Source organism: Haloechinothrix halophila YIM 93223, assembly GCF_000504245.1.
GTDB classification, from domain to species: Bacteria; Actinomycetota; Actinomycetes; order Mycobacteriales; family Pseudonocardiaceae; genus Haloechinothrix_A; species Haloechinothrix_A halophila.
In genome coordinates, this window is the sequence record NZ_KI632509.1 from 4,207,869 (window position 1) to 4,225,156 (window position 17,288).

A 17,288-nucleotide genomic window follows, 5' to 3' on the forward strand; every position below is an offset into this window, starting at 1 on the left:
TTCGGACCCGCAAGCGGTCCTCACGTCCGATGGTTCGGACCCGCAAGCGGTCCTCACGTCCGATGGTTCGGACCCGCAAGCGGTCCTCACGCGAGCACCGCGAACACCACCGGATGAGCACGGTCATTGACGGTCGTCACCCACGTCGCGATCCTGACCTCGCCCGCAGCGAGGGACACCCAGCCATCGGGATGGACGCGGTCGACGGCCAGCGACTGGGTCATCAGTCCGGTCTTGCGTACGCACTCCATCGCGCTCCAGACCCGCGTCCCGGTGATGGCGCTGGACTCGCCGGTCTCCGCTCCGATCTGCTCGGCCACCGCCAAGAGCTCCGCGCCGAGCAGTGCCGTCCAGTCCTCGTCCTCCCGGTCGATCGCGGCCTCGACGTCACAGGTCAACTCGCCCTGTCCGGCGACGACAACGGTGAGACCCGCGCCGTGGGACGCGGAGATCTCCGCACCGTCGACCTCCGGCTTGCCGTCCGGCCGGTAGTGAACCGTGACATCGCGGTCCAGCGCCCGCCGCGCGGCAACGGCGGTCTGTGCCCGCCTGCCCTCGGTGCCGCCGGTCTCGACGCCAGGCGGATCGGGCTCCACCGCGACCGCGAGGTCGCCAGCCAGCACCCGCTCCACGGAGCGCTGCAGGTACGGACCCAACATCGACGGCACCCACGGGCCAGCACCATCGCGCTTGCGGACCGCGCGCAGCATCAGCCCGTCCCAGCGCTCAACGACCGCGCCGTCAGGGTCGCGCACCTCGATGTCGTAGACGTAGCTGTCGCCGTCCTGCGAACGCTCCCGTGCGTCGAGGAGCACGTACTCGGTGTCCTGCGCGTCGCGATCGGCCAGGTAGAGCCGCTCTACCCCCTGCGGCAGCAGCGTCGCGTCCGGCACGCAGCACTGGATCGCGTGCATCATCGCGTCACGCGTGCCGGGGTCGGCCAGCTGCCGCTGTTGTGGCAGAAACGGCGCGAACCAGGGGGCGTCGGTGGTCGTTGCGATCTCGGCCACCGCGTGCCGCGCACTGACCTTGCGGTAGGCGACGAGCCGCTGGAACCGCTTGCCCTGGAACAACACCCCGCCGTACAGCTCGGTGACCGGATCGACCGGGACCGGCGGAGACACCGCGTCGTGCGCGTCGAACTCGACGGGCACGTCCGGTCGCGGAAAGCGCAACGTCGCGCGGAAGTGGTCGGCGCTGTAACCGGTCTCCGCGCTGCGCAGCACGACATCAACAGTCTCCGCGTCGCGGGCGAGCGCCGCGAGCCGGATCGTGGTCGAGCCGCCCCGCGCGACGATGATCGGCCGCAGGAACTCGGCGTCGTCCAGGACAGGAGACCCGTCGTGCCCGGTGAGCGCCGATGCCACCTGGGTCATGGCCTCCATGCCCATCACCGCGGGGAACAACAAATCGCCGTCGAGCAAGTGGTCGGTGAGGTACGGGTCACTGCCCTCAGATAGATCCGCCTCGGTCACCAGCTCGATGCCCGGATAGTGCACCACCGCCCGGTCGACGAAGCGGGTCAGCGGCAGCTCGCCGCGCTCGATCGGCAGCGTCGGCAGGCCGGACGTCCTGCCGCAGATGACCTGCACCGGCGCGGCGTCCGGGTCGGCGAGCAGCCTGCGCATCACGTCGATGCCCTCCGAAGTGGGGATCGGGGTGATGCCGTCGCGTTTGAGCGCCTCGACGACACCGAGCCGCTCCCCCATGCCCGCGCCGGACCACACCGACCACTCGAGCGCCAACGCACGGGCGCCGGGATGCTCGTCGGCGAACCGCACCGTCAGCTCGGTCATCCAGTCGTTCGCGGTGGCGTAGTGCGCCTCACCACGCAGGCCGGCCCTGCCGATGATGCTGCCGAACGTGACAAGCAGCTTGATCCGGTCCGCATCGACAGCGTTCAGCACGGCACGCAGGCCGTCGATCTTCGGCGCGAGCGTGGCCTGATAGCTCTGCTCAGTGAGGCTGAACAACGCGCCGGGATCGTTCCGGCCAGCGCCATGCAGCACCGCCGTCACCGGGCCGTGCTCGGCCTCGATCGCGGTGACCACCTCCGCGACCTGCTCGGCCGAGGTCACGTCCGCCTGCTGATAGGTGTAGCGCACCCCGGCGGCGTCCATCCGCGCCAGGTTGGCGGCCAACTCGTCGTCGTCCTCCGGTGCGCTGCGACCGAGTAGTGCCAGTGTCGCGGCCGACTCGCTGGCGATGGCGAGCGCGCACTCGGCCGTAATACCCTTGCCGCCGCCGGTAACCAGCAGCACGTCGCCGTCCCCGAGCGGCAAGTCGCCTGCGGCGGGTTCGGCCGCGGGCGGCGTGAGCACCGGTACCAGCCGCCTGCCATCGGCGTCGTAACGCGCTTCAACGAAGTCAGTGGTCGACGCGGCCTCAGCGACCACCCGAGCGACCGCCTGCTCCACAGCGGCGGTGTCGGAGGGCGTGACGTCGGCGAGGTCGACGATGGTCGTCTTGGCCGAGGGGTCCTCCAGCCGGAGCGTCTTGGCGAGACCGGATGCGCCAAGGCCCTGCTGCACCACGACGAACCGCGTGCCGGTGGGCGCGGCCAGCACGGCCCGGCCCGCGTCGAGGAACAGCCCGGAGTGGCTGGCGTCGCAGTCGGGCGGCAGGCACAGCAGCACGCCGTCCCCGATGCCAGCGCCCGCGAGCGCGGCTTTGAGAGGCGTGGCCAGCACGTGCCCTTCCGGCGCGAACACCGTCCACTCGTTGTGCGTGGTACCCGAGACGACCTCGGCAGCAGGTGGCTCCTGCGCCTGCCGGTAGCTGACCGCGAACGGGCGCACCCACGGCGCGACGCCAGCGACCTCGGCGCCGCCGCCGGAGTCGGTCTCCCGCGCGGTCTGCGCGAGCTCGTCGATCATCTCGGCCAGTTCGCCGAGGCAGACCGTCGCGAAGTTCGGCATGGCCTCAAGCGGTGGCCTGCCGAGCGCCCTGGTGACCTCATTGACCAGCTGACCGACGGTGATCGAGCTGAGATGCAGGTCGTCGAGCGGGTGGGTGTCGGCACTAATGGTCTCGATCGGCAGCTCCACCCGCTCCGCGGCGAGCCTGCGGAGCAGTTCGAGCGTGGCGTCCGCCGCCGCGGGGTCCAGCTCGGGCGGTGCCGCGGCCGAGGACTGGGCAGGGGCGGACCCAGCCTCGGTCGCGGCACCGTGGTCAGGCCGCACGGCGCTCAGCTCGGCGGCGATGTCAGGGGCTTCCTCGCACGGGTTCGACAGGAAGGTCATCGCGCCATCGAGCGGCACGTCGCGCACCACCCTGCCGTCGAAAAGCGCATCGAAGTCCACATCGGACCCGACAACGAACGCGGCACCGACGACGCCGAGCAACGCGCCAAGCGAGGCATTGTCGGTATCGACCGACAACACCGGCTTGTCCGGCGCGATGTCGGCCATCAGCCCACCGAGCACCTTGCCCGGCCCCACCTCGACGACGAGGTCCGCGCGCTCGGCCGCCTTCGCGGCGGCCTCCCGGAACCGCACGGGCTGCACTACCTGATCCTGCAGCAGCGCGCGCAAGTCGTCCGCCGCGTGCAGCACCTCACCGGTCACCGTGGACACGACGGGTCGGCTGAGCCGGTCGAAGTCGAACGCCGCCAGCTCGTCGGCCATCGCGACGGCCGCCGGTTCGACCGACGGCGAGTGGAAGGCGTGCGAGACGTTGATCCGTGTCGCCTGCATACCAGCGTTGAGCGCCTGCGTGCTGACCCGCTCGACGGCCTCAGCTGGTCCGGAGATCACGGTCTGCTGTGGACCGTTGTAACCCGCGATGACGACGTCGGAGTCACCGATGAGCTGCTCCACGACGTCAGGGGACGCGGCGAGGCCAGCCATCGCGCCGTCGCCCCTGCTGGCAGAAGCCATGACCGTGCCTCGGATGGTGGCAAGCCGCAGCAGCGCGTCCTCGTCCATCGCGCCCGCCCAGTGCAGCGCGGTCAGCTCACCGAGGCTGTGCCCAACCGCGGTGGCCGCCTCGACGCCGAGCTGCCCGAGCACCCGGAGCGCGGCGAGCGAGCCGGTGACGATGCGGGGCTGCGCGACGTTGGTGGCCACCTGGTCGCCGTCCGAGGGCAAGTTCGCGGCACGGAAGATGTCCTCGGCGACGGCGAAGCGCCTGCGGATCGCGCCGACGGCGCCGCGCCCCGAGCCCTGCCCTGGGAACAGGTACGCGATCCTCGGCTCGGCGGCGGTGGCGAGGAAGATGCCTTCCAGCCCGGAGAACACCGTCTGCTCGCCGTTGTCGATCAGCTCGATCAACCTGCCCAGCTTCCGCACCGCGACGTCGGGGCTGCTCGCCACGACAGCGGCGCGCACCGGTTTGCCGGACAACGTACCGGTCAGCGCGTGGGCGATGTCGGCCAACTCTGCCAGCGCCAACGCGCCGACGACCTCGCGTATCTCGGCGATACGCGTACGCAACTGCTCGACGTCGTCGGCGTCGAACACCAGCAGCTCGGTGTCCTGCCTGCCGCTGACCAGCAGCTTCGTGCGCTCGTCCAGTTCACCACGTCGGGTGGTACCCGGCGCCTGTTCCAGCGCGATGTGGGTGTTGATGCCGCCGAAGCCCATGGCGGACACCCCGGCGCGGGCGGGGTGGTCGTCCGGCCAACCGCGCGCATCGGTCGGCACGTGCAGTGTCGCGCCATCCTCCAGCAGCAACGGGTGCGGGTTGACCTGGCCGGTCGCGGGCGGGATGACCCCGTGGTGCACGGCGAGGGCCGCTTTGATCAGCCCAGCGACCCCCGCCGCGGCCTTGGTGTGACCGATGTTGCCCTTGATGGTGCCCAGCGCGGCGACCGGCGCCGCCGGGTCAGCGTCGCGCCGCGCGGTGGACAGCGCCTCGATCTCGGTGGCATCACCGACCTCAGTGCCGGTGCCGTGGCCTTCGAAGTACGACACCGTCTCTACGCCGTACCCGGCCCGCCGGTAGGCCCTGGCGACCGCGAGCCGATGTCCAGCGGCTTCTGGGCGGGTGATGCCGCCCTTGCCGTCGGACGACATCCCCCAGCCGGTGAGTGAGGCGTAGATCCGCGCACCCCTCGCGACGGCGTCCTCCTCGCGCATCAGCACGAGCAGCCCGGAGCCTTCGCCGGGCCAGAACCCGTTGGAGTCGCGGTCGTACACCTTCATTTCGCCGGTGGCCAGTGCCCCGGTCTTGGCGAAACCGATCACCTCGAACGGGTCGATCGACAGGTCGACACCACCGGCAAGCGCGACGTCGAGGTCGCCATCGGCGAGCGCGTTCGCCGCGGTGATCACCGAGAGCAGCGAGGACGAACAGGCGCCGTCAACGGTGTAGCCACCGCCGGCGAGGTCGTAGTAGTTGCAGATCCGGCCCGCGATGGTGTTGGCGAGCCCACCGGCGAGGGTGTCCTCGTTGATCTCCGGGAACGGCGCCTTGTAGCGGACCTCGAGCTCCGCGAGCAACGTGGCTGTCTCGTCGTCGCTGAAGCCCCGATCGGCGAGCGCGGCGGCGACGGTGCGGCGCACGTACGGCCAGCGCAGCCGCATCACGTTCGCACGGGAGAACTCCCCGGTCAGGCTGTTGCCGAGCACGACACCCGTCGACTGCTTCGGCAGTCCATCGCCGTCGGCGAATCCGGCGTCGGCCAGTGCCTGCGAGGCGACGTCGAGCGCGAGCCAGTGAGTCAGGTCGGTCGAGCGGAACGTGCTGCCCGCGACTCTGAACCGCACCCGGTCGAACTCGAAGTCGCGCAGCACCGCGGCCTTCTCGGTGTAGAAGCGATCCGGCGCTTCTGGATCGGGCGAGTAGTAGTCCGATCGATTCATCCGCTCGTCCGGTAACCGCCGGAACGCCCGCCTTCCCGCCAGCACGTTCTCCCAGAGTTCACCGGGCGTGTGCGCATCCGGATAACGGAGACCGATCCCGATAACTGCGATCCGCTGGTTGTTCATGCTCGGTGACAACCTTCCGTCCTTGCCCGCGTTTTCCGCTGCGACACAACTGCAGCCGACCCCGCGTTCAACCGTGGCGCGATTCCTGCGCTCCGGTGTCGTCCGTGGTCACAATCCACCATGCCGGACGTCTCGACCAGCGTCTTCTCCGAACCTGCCCGGCAGATGAATCCGCGCGGCGAATCCGCTACCTCTCCTGGAATGCGCATTTCCCGTTAATTGTGGAAACACCATTGGAAGGGCATTGCCACATCGCTACTCTCGCCACGGGAGTGTTTCATTTCTGGCGTTGACGAAGTATTGGGAGCGGTCATTATGGAGAATCACTGTCCTGTCGCACTCGACACGACGGGAGCCGATATCCACGCCGAGACGGCGCAGTTGCGCAAGCTCGGCCCCGCCGTCCAGGTCGAGCTGCCCGGCGGTGTCGTCGCGTGGTCGCTGACCGGCCACGACGCCATCCGCACGGTGCTGACCGACTCGAGGGTGACCAAGAGCGCCCGCAACCACTGGCCCGCGTTCATCAACGGCGAGATCCCGCCCGACTGGGAGATGATCAGCTGGATCGCGATGGACAACATGGTGACGGCCTACGGCAAGGACCACGTCCGGTTGCGGCGGCTGGTCGGCAAGGCGTTCACCCCGCGTCGCACCGAAGCGATCCGGCCACACATCGAGGCGCTGACCAACTCGCTCATCGAGTCGCTGGCCGCCACCCCCGCAGGCGAGGTCGTCGACCTGCGGGAACGGTTCGCCTATCCGCTGCCAGCCATGCTGGTCGCCGACCTGATCGGCATGTCGGAGGACGCCCGAGCCAAGACCGCGAAGGTGATCGACATGATGGTCGACACAACGGTCACCCCGGAGCAGGCGCAGTCGATCCTGCTCGGCTGGCGCGGCGCGATGGCCGAGCTGATCGCGGCCAAACGGGAGAACCCTGGTGAGGACATCACCAGCGACCTGATCGCCGCGCGCGACGAGGACGGCTCTCGTCTGTCCGAAGAGGAGCTGACCGACACGATCTTCGCGATCCTCGGCGCCGGTTCCGAGACCACGATCAATTTCTTCGACAACGCGATCACCGCGCTGCTGACCCACCCCGAGCAGCGGTCGCTGGTCACCGCGGGCGCGATCGCGTGGGAAGACGTCATCGAGGAGACGCTGCGGGCACAGTCACCGCTGGCCCAGCTGCCGCTGCGTTACGCCGTCGAGGACATCGAACTGGACGGCGTGACGATCCCGCAGGGCGACCCGATCCTGGTGAACTACTGCGCGATCGGCCGCGACCCCGAGTTGCACGGCGACAGTGCCGACGTCTTCGATATTACCCGCGAGAACAAGGACCACCTGTCATTCGGTCTCGGCCCGCACTACTGCCTCGGCGCGGGTATCGCGAGGCTGGTCGCCAAGATCGGGCTGTCGACGTTGTTCGAGCGTTTCCCCGACCTGCGGCTGGCGGTGCCACCCGAGGAACTGCGGCCGCTACCGACGTTCATCATGAACGGCCACCAGAGCCTGCCGGTGCTGCTGCGCTGAGTGTGCGGGGGCCGTGCCGCCGAGGCACGGCCCCATGGCACAGCCCCCGCACCAGCCCGCTCGCGAGCCGCCGTCCCCCAGCACAACGAAAAGACCTTCCGGCGATACAGCCGGAAGGTCTTTTCGCGTGGCTGGCCTCAGAACCGGGGGCTGTTCTGATAGGCGGCAAGCCGCCACTGTCCGTCCCGTTTGACGACGAGCCAGGACGCCCGAATGGCGCGTTCATCGGCCACTTCGGACTCGCCCTTGTGCATGACGCCGCCGGCGGTGAGCAGGATCGCCACGTCGGGTGCGAGGAAGCGCAGGTCGACCGGCTTGCCGGTCACCTGGGTGCCCTGGTACTTGCCCGCGAACGCCTCAGCCATGTAGGCACGGATCTCGTCGGCGCCCTTGCGGTAGACGCCGGGCAGGATCATGGTGGCGTCCTCGGTGAACACCGAGGCGAAAGCGTCGGCGTCGTGGTAGGCCCACGCCGCGACGACTCGCTGGGTCAGCGAGGCGACCGCTGCCTGGTCGGCGTCGGACGGGCCGGTCTCGGCCCTGGTGTCGGCTGTGGTGGTCATGGTGTCCTCCCTGTCGTCGGCTGCTCGTCAGATGTAGGTCGTGTTGGGCTCGAGCCCGCACAGCACCCGGCCGTACAGCTCGGCGTTGGTGTTCGGGTGCATGAGGGCGTGCAGGTTGACGGCCTGGATGTCGCGGTTGATCCGCTGGATCGGCACGTCCTCGTAGATCGAGGAGCCCCCGCTGGCGGTGTTGTAGATGTCCACCGCTTCCTTGGTGAGCCGGACGACGGCACCCATGTCGGCCCGCGCCCGCGCCCGTTCCTCCAGCTTCCACTCGGCACCCGCCTCGGCTTTGCCGTCGACCAGCGACGTGAGCCGGTGGGCGTGGAACTCGGCCTGGTCCAGCTTCAAGGCCGCGTCGGCGACCTGCAGATGGGTCAGCGGGGCCTCGCGCTGGCTCTCGTAGCCGGTGTAGGTGATCTTGCGGTTCGGCAGCCGCTTGAAGAACGCGTCGGTGGCGGCCTTACCGAGACCGACCACGGTACCGACCGAGGACGCCGACGCCACCGGCAGCAGCGGGGCACGATAGATCGCCGAGTTCTTGTTGATCGTCGAAGCGATCTGTCCCTGCACCACGGACGGCAGCGGCAGGACGCGCTCGGCGGGGATGAACAAGTCCTTGGCGACGGTGCTGACGCTGCCGGTGCCGCGCAGGCCAGCCGTGTGCCAGTCGTCGACGACCAGCAGATCCGACATCGGGACAAGCGCCATGATCGGGTACGGCTCAGACTCGCCGTCGGCAAGGATCGCGATGATTTCCTGCCAGTGGCTGTGGTGCGCCCCTGAGATGAAGCCCCACTTGCCGTTGACGACGACACCGCCGTCGGCGGGCGCGGCCATCGCCGATGGGCTCAGCGTGCCACAGATCCGCACGTCGGGGGTCGAGAACACCTCGTCCTGCACCTCATCGGGGAACAGGCACGTCATCCAGGTCGGAATCCAGTACACCGAGGCGGTCCACGCGGCCGCGCCGTCGCCTCTGCCAAGCTCGGTCGCGACGTCGACCAGTGTCGCCGTGTCGGCCTCGTAGCCGCCGTAGCGCCGCGGGGTACGTAGCCGGAACACGCCCGCGTCGGCGAGCGCGTCGATCGCATCCGGGTGGATGCGCCGATTCTGCTCGGCCCACGCCGCGTGCTCGTGCAGCACGTCCGCCGCATCGGACGCACGGCGCACCAATTCCTCGCGTGTCGGTATTTCGGGAGCGGACAATGCAGCCTCCTAGGTCGCGCACTTGCCGACCGAGGCTCCCACTGCCTGAATACGACCCGCGTCTCGCTGATTGCGTTTTCCGCGAAACAGCCGACAACGCAGGAGAACCATCCTCGGCGCCGCATCGCTACCGTTGGGTTTCGTGGGTTTCTCGCCAGAACGTCACCCGCCGAAGGAGGATTCGCACGGTTATGAGCATCGCCGAGAATGCGACGGAACCGGATACGCAGGTGCGCCGGATTCCGCTTTCGCTCAATCAGGAGTTCCTGTGCATGTTCGACAAGGGCGACGGCGAGGGCCCGTTCGGCCCGCAGTACAACATCGGCTACGCCAGCCGCATCACCGGCGCCATCGACACCGGGACGCTGCGGGCCGCACTGAACGACATCGTCGTGCGGCACGAGGCGTTGCGCACCGTCGTCGTCAGGGAGGGCGAGTCCGGCCACCAGGCCATCCACCCGCCGCGCCCGGTATCACTCGACATCCGCGACCTCGGCCCCCACGGCGACCGGGACGCCCGCGCCGAGGAGCTGATCATCGACGTCGAGGCGGGCACCTACCCCGCAGACGAGGTGCCACTGTTGCGCGCCGTACTCGGCCGGTTCGACGACACCGACGCGGTACTGGTGCTCGTCGTGCACCACACCGCGGCCGACGAATGGTCGATGCCGCTGATCATGCGCGATCTCGCCGCATGCTACAGCGCACGCGACGGCGAGCCGTCCGCTGCGATCGGCGTCGCGCCGCAGTTCAGCGACTACACCACCTGGGAACGCGAGCGGCCAGCCGATGACCAGGCGGCATCGGCCGCGTACTGGCGCGAGCAGTTGCGGGACGCGGAGATCCTGGCGTTGCCCACCCATCACGCCCGCTCTGAGGGGCTGCCGAAGTCGACCGCGTGGCAGCGGTTCACCATCCCGGCCCAGGTCGCCGACGCGGTTACCTCGGTGGCCCGTGAGACGCGCAGTTCGCCGTTCATGGTCTTCCTCGCCGCGTACAACGTCACGCTGCACCGGCTGACCGGTGCGACCGACATCGTGGTGATGACGTTCTCCTCGGGAAGGGGCCAGGCACAGTTCCATGACACGGTCGGGTCGTTCTTCAACTTCGTCCCACTGCGCACGGATCTGGGTGGCTGCACGACGTTCCGCGACGTCATCGCGCGCACCAGGAAGACCTGCCTCGCGGCGTACGCCCACGACATCCCGTTCGGACAGATCCTCGCCGAAGCACCGGCGCTGATGGGACCCGCCGCGACCGACGATCACGCGATCTGTGCGTTCCAGGTGTTCCGCTCCCCGATGCCCGCGGAAGGCGACATCGGCGCCGCACGTTACACCGAGATCAGGGGACGCACCCGCTCGCAGTCGGTCGGCGGCGACATTCCCGATGGCGCGATGTGGCATCTCGACATGGATTTCTCCGGCGATTTGGCGGGAAGGCTCGGCTACAACACGAACCTGTTCGACGGTGAGCGGATGGCCGAACTGATCACCGTGTTCACCGAAACGGTCGCCGAAACCGTCACCGACCCTGACGCGCCCGTGGTGAATCGCGACGCCTCCCTGCCCGCTCAGTAACTGGAATTCAGGATGGGATTGCTATGACGAATCGTATCGACTCCATTGTCAGGGACACGGTTGAAAAGATCTGGAACGACGTGCTCGACCTGAACGGCACGGATCAGGACGCCTCGTTTTTCGATCTGAATGGTGACTCGATTTCCGCGGTGCGACTGGCCGCGCGGATCGACGAGGAACTGCACGTCGAGATCGATGTCGCCGACATCTTCGAGGACGACCCCACGCTGGCGGACCTGACCGACACGGTCGAGTCGAGGGTCGGCCACTGATGGGCGGGCTGCACCGGGTGCGCTCCGGCCACGACGTCGGAGAGGTCGTCGAGATCCTGGAACGCGACGGGGGCGTCATCGTCGAGGACTTCGTGCGGCCCGACACCCTCGAGAAGCTCTGGACCGACCTCGGTCCCGCGCTGGACGACCGCGGGTTCGGCGACGACTGGTACAACGGCACCCGCACCCGGCGAGTGTCGTCGGTGTTCGCTCGCACGACGCACCTGACGCCGGTGGTCACCCACCCGCTGTTCCTCGACACCGCGCGAGACATCATGCAGCGGCCGGTACCGATGTGGATCGGCCGGTCGCGCGTCGACATGACGCCGACCATCCAGATCAGTGGCACGCAGGTCATCCAGATCCATCCCGGACAGGGCAAGCAGCCACTGCACCGCGACGACGCACTGCACCTGCGCCGTCACCCCGGTCCGACGAGCAGGGTGCAGCTGATGCTGGCGATGAGCGAGTTCACCGCGGCCAACGGCGGCACGCTGGTCATCCCCGGCAGCCACCACTGGGACGACGAACGCGCACCACGCACCAGCGAGGCGTACTCCACCGAGATGCCTGCCGGTGCCGGTCTGATCTGGCTCGGCGGCGTGTACCACGGCGGCGGCAAGAACACCGCCGACGCACCGAGGACAGGGCTGACCATCGCGCTCGATCTCGGCAATCTGCGGCAGGAGGAGAATCAGTACCTCGCCGTGCCGACCGAGTCCGTGCTCGCCTACCCGGAGGAGGTCCGCAGGCTGCTCGGCTACGACCGCTGCCCGCCAGGGCTCGGCTGGCTGGAGATGGACGATCCGTACCGCGCGCTCACCGGCGAGTGATTGGACGCTGCGCCCCGGCTTGGGCTTGACGCAAGCCGGGGCGCACGTGTGTCGATCGCTTCATCGAGCTGACCGGCCCTGCTCGCCGCACGCCGGTGCTCGTGAGGACGGCTGGGGTGATCACGGTGACGACGACTGACGGTGACAACGACTGGATGCCCCTTCCAAGTTGATCACACCTCTCGCGGTGTTGTTCGTAGTACCCACGCAAAACCGGCAATTTCGCGCAACAGTCCAAGCTCACGCAACAGTCCGAGTAGGTGTGATCAACACCGAGCGTGAAGGACCGGTTCGCCAGCACCGAACGTGGCGACGTACGACGTCCGCGCGTGGTGTTGTTCCAAGGACCGCGCGAAGTGGACATACTCGCACCACACCGCGCGCGGACGTGATCAACTGGACCGCCCTACGCCGCGACGCCAGCCCGCCCCAGCGCGACGCGGTGGGCGCGGCGATACCGCCGCGCCCACCGCGCGCTCCGGCGCTCAGCCAAGCAAGTCCGAGCGCCGCTGCCGTAGTTCGTCGAACGAATTCAGGTCGGGCACCGTCCAGCCATCGAGGTCGTACTCAGCCATGCAGCGATCGACGAACGCCCGGTAGCCGTCCAACTGCCCGCTCGCCTCCTGCGCGGACAGCAGCTCCACCCTGGTGTTCTCGTGGTTGCCCGCGTAGTTCAGTTCGTACAGCTCGTGCCGCCCGCCGAACTCGCTGCCGACGGCGTCCCAGAGCAGCTTCATCACCTTGACCCGCTCCACCGAGTCCACGCCCTTCGAGCCCCGCAGGTACTTGTCCAGATACGGCCGGATATCGGGGTTGGCGAAGTCCTGCGCGCTCGAGTTGACGTAGATCAGCCCGCTGGCGACGTCGGAGAGCACGATCTCCTTGATGCGCGGGTAGCCGACCTGCATGAACCACCGGTATGCCAGCCCACAGTCCGGGTTCGGCAGCACGGCGCCATTGACCCATTCGACCGGGTTACGTGCCGCCGAGTCCGACAGCGCCCAGAACAGGTTCCGCCAAGCCAGCACCTCGCCGAGCCGGGTCTGCACCCCTCGGAAGTCCTTGGTGCCGGTGATCTCCAGCGCCTTGGCGAGCAGACCCGCGATGAACTCCAGCTTCACCGCGAGCCGGATGCAGCCGTGGAACGTGAACCGCTCTGGAAAGCCGGACCGCCCGGTGAACAGCTGCACCTTGCCGATGTGGCCGTAGATGAAGACGTTCTCCCACGGGATGAGCACCTTGTCCAGCACGAGGATGGTGTCGTTCTCATCGAGCCGCGAGGACAGTGGATAGTCGAACGGACTGCCCATCACCGATGCACTGGCCGAATAGGACGGTCGGCAGATCAGCTTCATGCCTGGCGCGTTCATCGGCACCGTGCACACCAGCGCGAACTCGCGCTTCTTGATCGGCAGCCCGTAGTGGGCGATGAAGTTGTAGTGCGTCAGCGCCGACCCGGTGGCGACGACCTTGGCGCCGCTGACGATCAGTCCGGCATCGGTCTCCTTCTCGACGTGGATGAAGACGTCCTCCACCTCGTCCGGCGGGCGATCCCGGTCGACCGGCGGGTGCACGATCGCGTGGTTCCAGTACAGGACTTTCTGCTGCGACTCGGCATACCAGCGGCGAGCATTGTCGTCGAACGGCTTGTAGAAATCGGCGTTCGCGCCGAGCGTGCCGAGGAACGACGCCTTGTAGTCCGGGCTTCGTCCCATCCAGCCGTAACTCATCCGCGCCCACTCCGCGATGGCCCGTTGGTCGGCGACCAGGTCGTCCGCACTGTACGGCGTGGTGAAGAACCGGTGAGTGTAGCCGTTGCCGGTGTCGGTCGCGGTGGTCAGCACATCGCGCCGGTCCGGGTCGTGCAGTGCGTCGTACATCCGCGCCACCATCCTGATCGGATTGTGGAACGCGGGATGCGCGGTGACGTCCTTGACGCGCTCGCCGTAGAGATAGATCTCTCGGTCGTCGCGCAGGCTGTCGATGTACTCGGCGCCGGTCAGCGGCCGGGTCTCACCCTGCCCTGCTTGCCCTGCCGGTGTGTTGTGCTGGCTCATCGGCTCCTCCCTCGCCGTCGCGTACCCCGGGCCCTCAGTACAGCTCGACATCCGTGCCCGTGACCGCGGCGAGGAAGTCGCCCCTGGCGAGCGCCGCCGAGACGGCTTCGATGTCGTCGCTCATGAACCGGTCGACCTCAACCGTGTCGACCAGCGACCGCACCGCGCGGTAGGCGGCCTGTGCCGCCGGGCTGAGCCGGTCGTAGCTACCCGCGAGGTCAACAGCCTGCGCGGCGGCAAGGTACTCGACGGCGAGGATCGTGTTGTTGTTCGACAGCACCCTGCGTGCGTTGCGCGCCGAGATGAGCCCCATGCTCACGACGTCTTGGTTGTCGCCATTGGACGGCACGCTCTGCGTGCTCGCCGGGCCGATGGTGCGGTTCTCGGCCACCAGCGCGGTCGCCGGATACTGCGCGCCCGCGAAGCCGCTGTTCAGCCCTGCCTCGCCCTTGACGAGGAACTCCGGCAGCCCGTCGGACAGGTGCCGGTTGAGCAGCCGGTTGGTCCTGCGTTCGGAGAACACGCCGAGTTGGGTGAGCGCGATCGTCACGTAGTCCATGGCGAACGCGACCGGCTGGCCGTGGAAGTTCGCGCCGTGGAAGATCTCCTGGCCCTCGAACAGCAGCGGGTTGTCGTTGGAGGAGTTCAGCTCGGTGTGCAGGGTGCGCTCGGCGTGCGTCAGCGTGTCCCGCACCGCGCCGACTACCTGCGGGATGGCGCGCAGCGTGTACGCCTTCTGCAGGTAGACCTCGGTGCGGTTCACGCCAGACCCGGTGCGCTGCTCCTGGGCGAGCTCGCGCAGCTGGGCGTGGTCCATGGCCAGCTGCGAACCCCGCATCAGCGCCCGCATGTTCGCCGCGGTCGCGATCTGGCCAGCGTGCGGCCGCGCGGTGTCGTGGCCATCGGACAGGAACGGGCTCGTCGAACCCTGCAGCGTCTCCAGCACCAGCGCTGTCACGATCTCGGCCTGCCTCACCTGGGCGAATGCCCTGTCCACCACGAGCGAGCCGAGGCCGGTCATCGCCGAGGTGCCATTGATCAGCGCGAGCCCTTCCTTGAACCGCAGCTCCATCGGCTCGATGCCATGCTCGCGCAGCACCGACGCGGTCGCCACTTTGGCGCCGTCGCGCAGCACGTAGCCTTCGCCGATCACCGTGCTCGCGATGTGAGACAGCGGCGCGAGGTCACCGCTCGCGCCGAGCGAACCGATCTCCGGGATCGCGGGGGTGATGCCCGCGTTGAGGTAGAGCGCCAGCCGTTCGACCAGCTCCGGCCGGACGGCGGAGTAGCCCTTGGCGAGCGCGTTGACCCGTGCGGCCAGCATCGCGCGGGCCTCGTCCTCGGCGAACAGCGGGCCGACGCCCGCGCTGTGGCTGCGCACGAGGTTGGTCTGCAGCTCAACTTCGCGTTCGGTGCCGACGAGCATGTAGATCATCTCGCCGTAGCCGGTCGTCACCCCGTAGATCGGGATGTCGTTGCTGACGATGTCTTCGAACATCGACCTGCTCTTGGTGACCCGCTCCAGCGCCGCTGGCGCGATCCGGCAGCGCGCGCCGTCCTCCGCGACCCGCCGCACCGCGGGGATGTCGACGGTCTCGCCGTCGAACTCGACCGTCGCTTCGCTGTTCGCTGTGTTCGTAGCCGTCACGTCGTGCTCACCCGTTCCTGTCGTGTGGTTGCTGGGAATCGATGGGTCACCTGCCGGCACCGGGCACCGCCGAGACGAGGGCACGCCGGTCCACCTTGCCGCCGAGATTGCGGGGAAGTTCGGGCAGCCAGCTCACGCTGACCGGGAAGAGCTTGGCGCCGAACCGCTGTTTGAGATGCGCGCGCAGCTCGGCGGCCGTGGCTTCTCCCTTGCCGACCACGTACGCCGTGAGCCGCGCGACGAAGCCGGCGTCGTCGCGCTGCGCCAGCACCGCGCAGTCCGCGACGCTGGGGTGCGCCATCAGCGCTGCCTCGACCTCGCCCAGCTCAAGTCGGGTGCCGAGCAGTTTGACCTGCGCGTCGGCACGGCCAGCGAACTCGAACAACCCGTCGGGCCGTAGCCGACCCTTGTCGCCGGTGCGGTACCAGCGTCCCGGCATCGCACACCCGTCGGCCGCGGGCGGGCGGAACGCCGCGTCACCACCGGACGCGGTGGTATAGGAGGCGCCCACGTCGCCGCCGGGCGCGCTCGCGTCGCCGAGGTAGCCGGGCGTGAGGTACCGGCTGCCGATGACGATCTCGCCGACGACACCGGGTGGACACGGCCGGTCATGCGCGTCAACGACCAGCATCGTCCTGCCGGGGATCGGACGGCCGATCGGCGCCGCGTCGGACAGCCGCTCGCCCAGCTCACACCAGCTGGCGAGGATGCACTCGGTCGGCCCGTACAGATTGATGAGCCGGACACCGGGCAACGCCGCGCGGATCTCGTTCGCCAGCGACCCCGGCAACGCCTCCCCCGCGAGCAGCAACCGATCGAGACGCGTCAGCCGTGGCGCGAGCCCACCCTGGTCGATCACCTTGACCAGCGCCCGCGCGAAGCTCGGCACCGTCTGGAACACCGAGACGTCCTCGTCGGCCAGCCACACCGCGATCTTGTCCGGGTTGGGCCTGATCCGTGCGGGCGCCGGACACAGCGTGCCGCCCGCGATGAGCGGCGCGAACGTCTCCACCAGGCTGGCGTCGTAGCCAGGCGCGGCCCACTGCGCGACCCGCGATCTCGCTCCGATGCCGAACTCCGCGGCGAACCACCCGGTCAGCTGCGCGAGCGCGGCGTGCGTCATGGGGATGCCCTTGGGGCTGCCGGTCGAGCCCGATGTGAAAGCGACGTAGGCCCGCTCGCCGACCGTGCACGGCGACGGCGACGGCACCGCGTCCGGCTCCCGCATGTCGGTGACGTCGAGCACCGGCCTGCCGTGCTCCGCGCGGAACCGGCTCGCGACGTCGTCGGCTGTCTGCTCGCCGTCGACGAGCAGACACGCGGGCAGGACGCTCGCGATCGAGTCCATTCCGGACCGTCCGATGTCCCCGGTGCGCAGGCACACCAACGATGCGCCCACGTCCAGCACGCCAAGCATCGCGACGGCCTGCCACGGTCCCGGCGCCACCCGTACCGCCACCGCGTCGCCGCGCCGGACGCCGTGGCGCCGCAGCACGGCGGTGACGGCTGCCGCGCGACGGGTCAGCGCCCGGTAGGTCACCGTCTCCCCCGCGTAGCTCACCGCGACGGCTTCCGGGGCGCGCCGCGCGGCTTCGTGCACGAGGTCGGAGACGGTGAGTGTGACGGGACCGCCCATCGGCGGTGCGTCCTGCGTCATCGG

Annotated in this window: 10 protein-coding genes; 4 read left to right on the forward strand and 6 right to left on the reverse strand. The window is 68.8% G+C overall.

Translation table 11 applies throughout. From position 1 onward, the window contains the following. Window positions 1–86: 86 nt before the first annotated feature. Entirely contained in the window at window positions 87–5,930 is a 5,844-nt protein-coding gene (locus AMYHA_RS19170; RefSeq protein ID WP_084037374.1) for a type I polyketide synthase, read from the reverse strand. Window positions 5,931–6,245: 315 nt separating this feature from the next. Here AMYHA_RS19170 and AMYHA_RS19175 point away from each other — a divergent pair, with 315 nt between their 5' ends. Next, on the forward strand, window positions 6,246–7,466 hold the full coding sequence (locus AMYHA_RS19175) for a cytochrome P450 family protein (protein ID WP_034273230.1): 1,221 nt from the start codon (window positions 6,246–6,248) through the stop codon (window positions 7,464–7,466). Between the two features lie 137 nt (window positions 7,467–7,603). Here AMYHA_RS19175 and AMYHA_RS19180 read toward each other — a convergent pair whose 3' ends face one another. Together AMYHA_RS19180 and AMYHA_RS19185 are read right to left on the reverse strand one after the other, a co-directional pair. Continuing rightward, complete coding sequence (locus AMYHA_RS19180) at window positions 7,604–8,029, reverse strand: SgcJ/EcaC family oxidoreductase (RefSeq protein ID WP_034273232.1); 426 nt, start codon at window positions 8,027–8,029, stop codon at window positions 7,604–7,606. Between the two features lie 27 nt (window positions 8,030–8,056). Beyond that, window positions 8,057–9,238, reverse strand: coding sequence for an acyl-CoA dehydrogenase family protein (locus tag AMYHA_RS19185; RefSeq protein WP_034273234.1), 1,182 nt, complete (start codon window positions 9,236–9,238; stop codon window positions 8,057–8,059). A gap of 191 nt (window positions 9,239–9,429) precedes the next feature. Here AMYHA_RS19185 and AMYHA_RS19190 point away from each other — a divergent pair, with 191 nt between their 5' ends. Genes AMYHA_RS19190 through AMYHA_RS19200 form a run of 3 tightly spaced genes read left to right on the forward strand, consistent with a single transcriptional unit; the run spans window position 9,430 to window position 11,923 of the window. Beyond that, window positions 9,430–10,818: a condensation domain-containing protein gene (locus AMYHA_RS19190; protein WP_051400094.1), complete on the forward strand. Its 1,389-nt coding sequence runs from the start codon at window positions 9,430–9,432 to the stop codon at window positions 10,816–10,818. A gap of 23 nt (window positions 10,819–10,841) precedes the next feature. Continuing rightward, window positions 10,842–11,090 (forward strand): phosphopantetheine-binding protein, encoded by a 249-nt coding sequence (locus AMYHA_RS19195; RefSeq protein ID WP_034273236.1) that lies wholly within the window; start codon window positions 10,842–10,844, stop codon window positions 11,088–11,090. After that, a complete protein-coding gene (locus tag AMYHA_RS19200) occupies window positions 11,090–11,923 on the forward strand; it encodes a phytanoyl-CoA dioxygenase family protein (RefSeq protein ID WP_034273238.1) in 834 nt (277 codons plus the stop codon). The genes AMYHA_RS19195 and AMYHA_RS19200 overlap by 1 nt, the downstream gene beginning before the upstream one ends. Window positions 11,924–12,408: 485 nt before the next feature. Here AMYHA_RS19200 and AMYHA_RS19205 read toward each other — a convergent pair whose 3' ends face one another. The 3 genes from AMYHA_RS19205 to AMYHA_RS19215 are packed head-to-tail and all read right to left on the reverse strand — an operon-like array spanning window position 12,409 to window position 17,285. Beyond that, window positions 12,409–13,980 carry a 4-hydroxyphenylacetate 3-hydroxylase family protein gene (locus tag AMYHA_RS19205; RefSeq protein WP_051400095.1) on the reverse strand — a complete coding sequence of 524 codons (1,572 nt, stop codon included), beginning with the start codon at window positions 13,978–13,980 and terminating at the stop codon, window positions 12,409–12,411. A gap of 34 nt (window positions 13,981–14,014) precedes the next feature. Further along, entirely contained in the window at window positions 14,015–15,628 is a 1,614-nt protein-coding gene (gene cmdF / locus AMYHA_RS19210) for a tyrosine 2,3-aminomutase (RefSeq protein WP_034277983.1), read from the reverse strand. Between the two features lie 46 nt (window positions 15,629–15,674). Continuing rightward, a complete protein-coding gene (locus AMYHA_RS19215; RefSeq protein WP_051400096.1) occupies window positions 15,675–17,285 on the reverse strand; it encodes an amino acid adenylation domain-containing protein in 1,611 nt (536 codons plus the stop codon). Window positions 17,286–17,288: the final 3 nt, after the last annotated feature.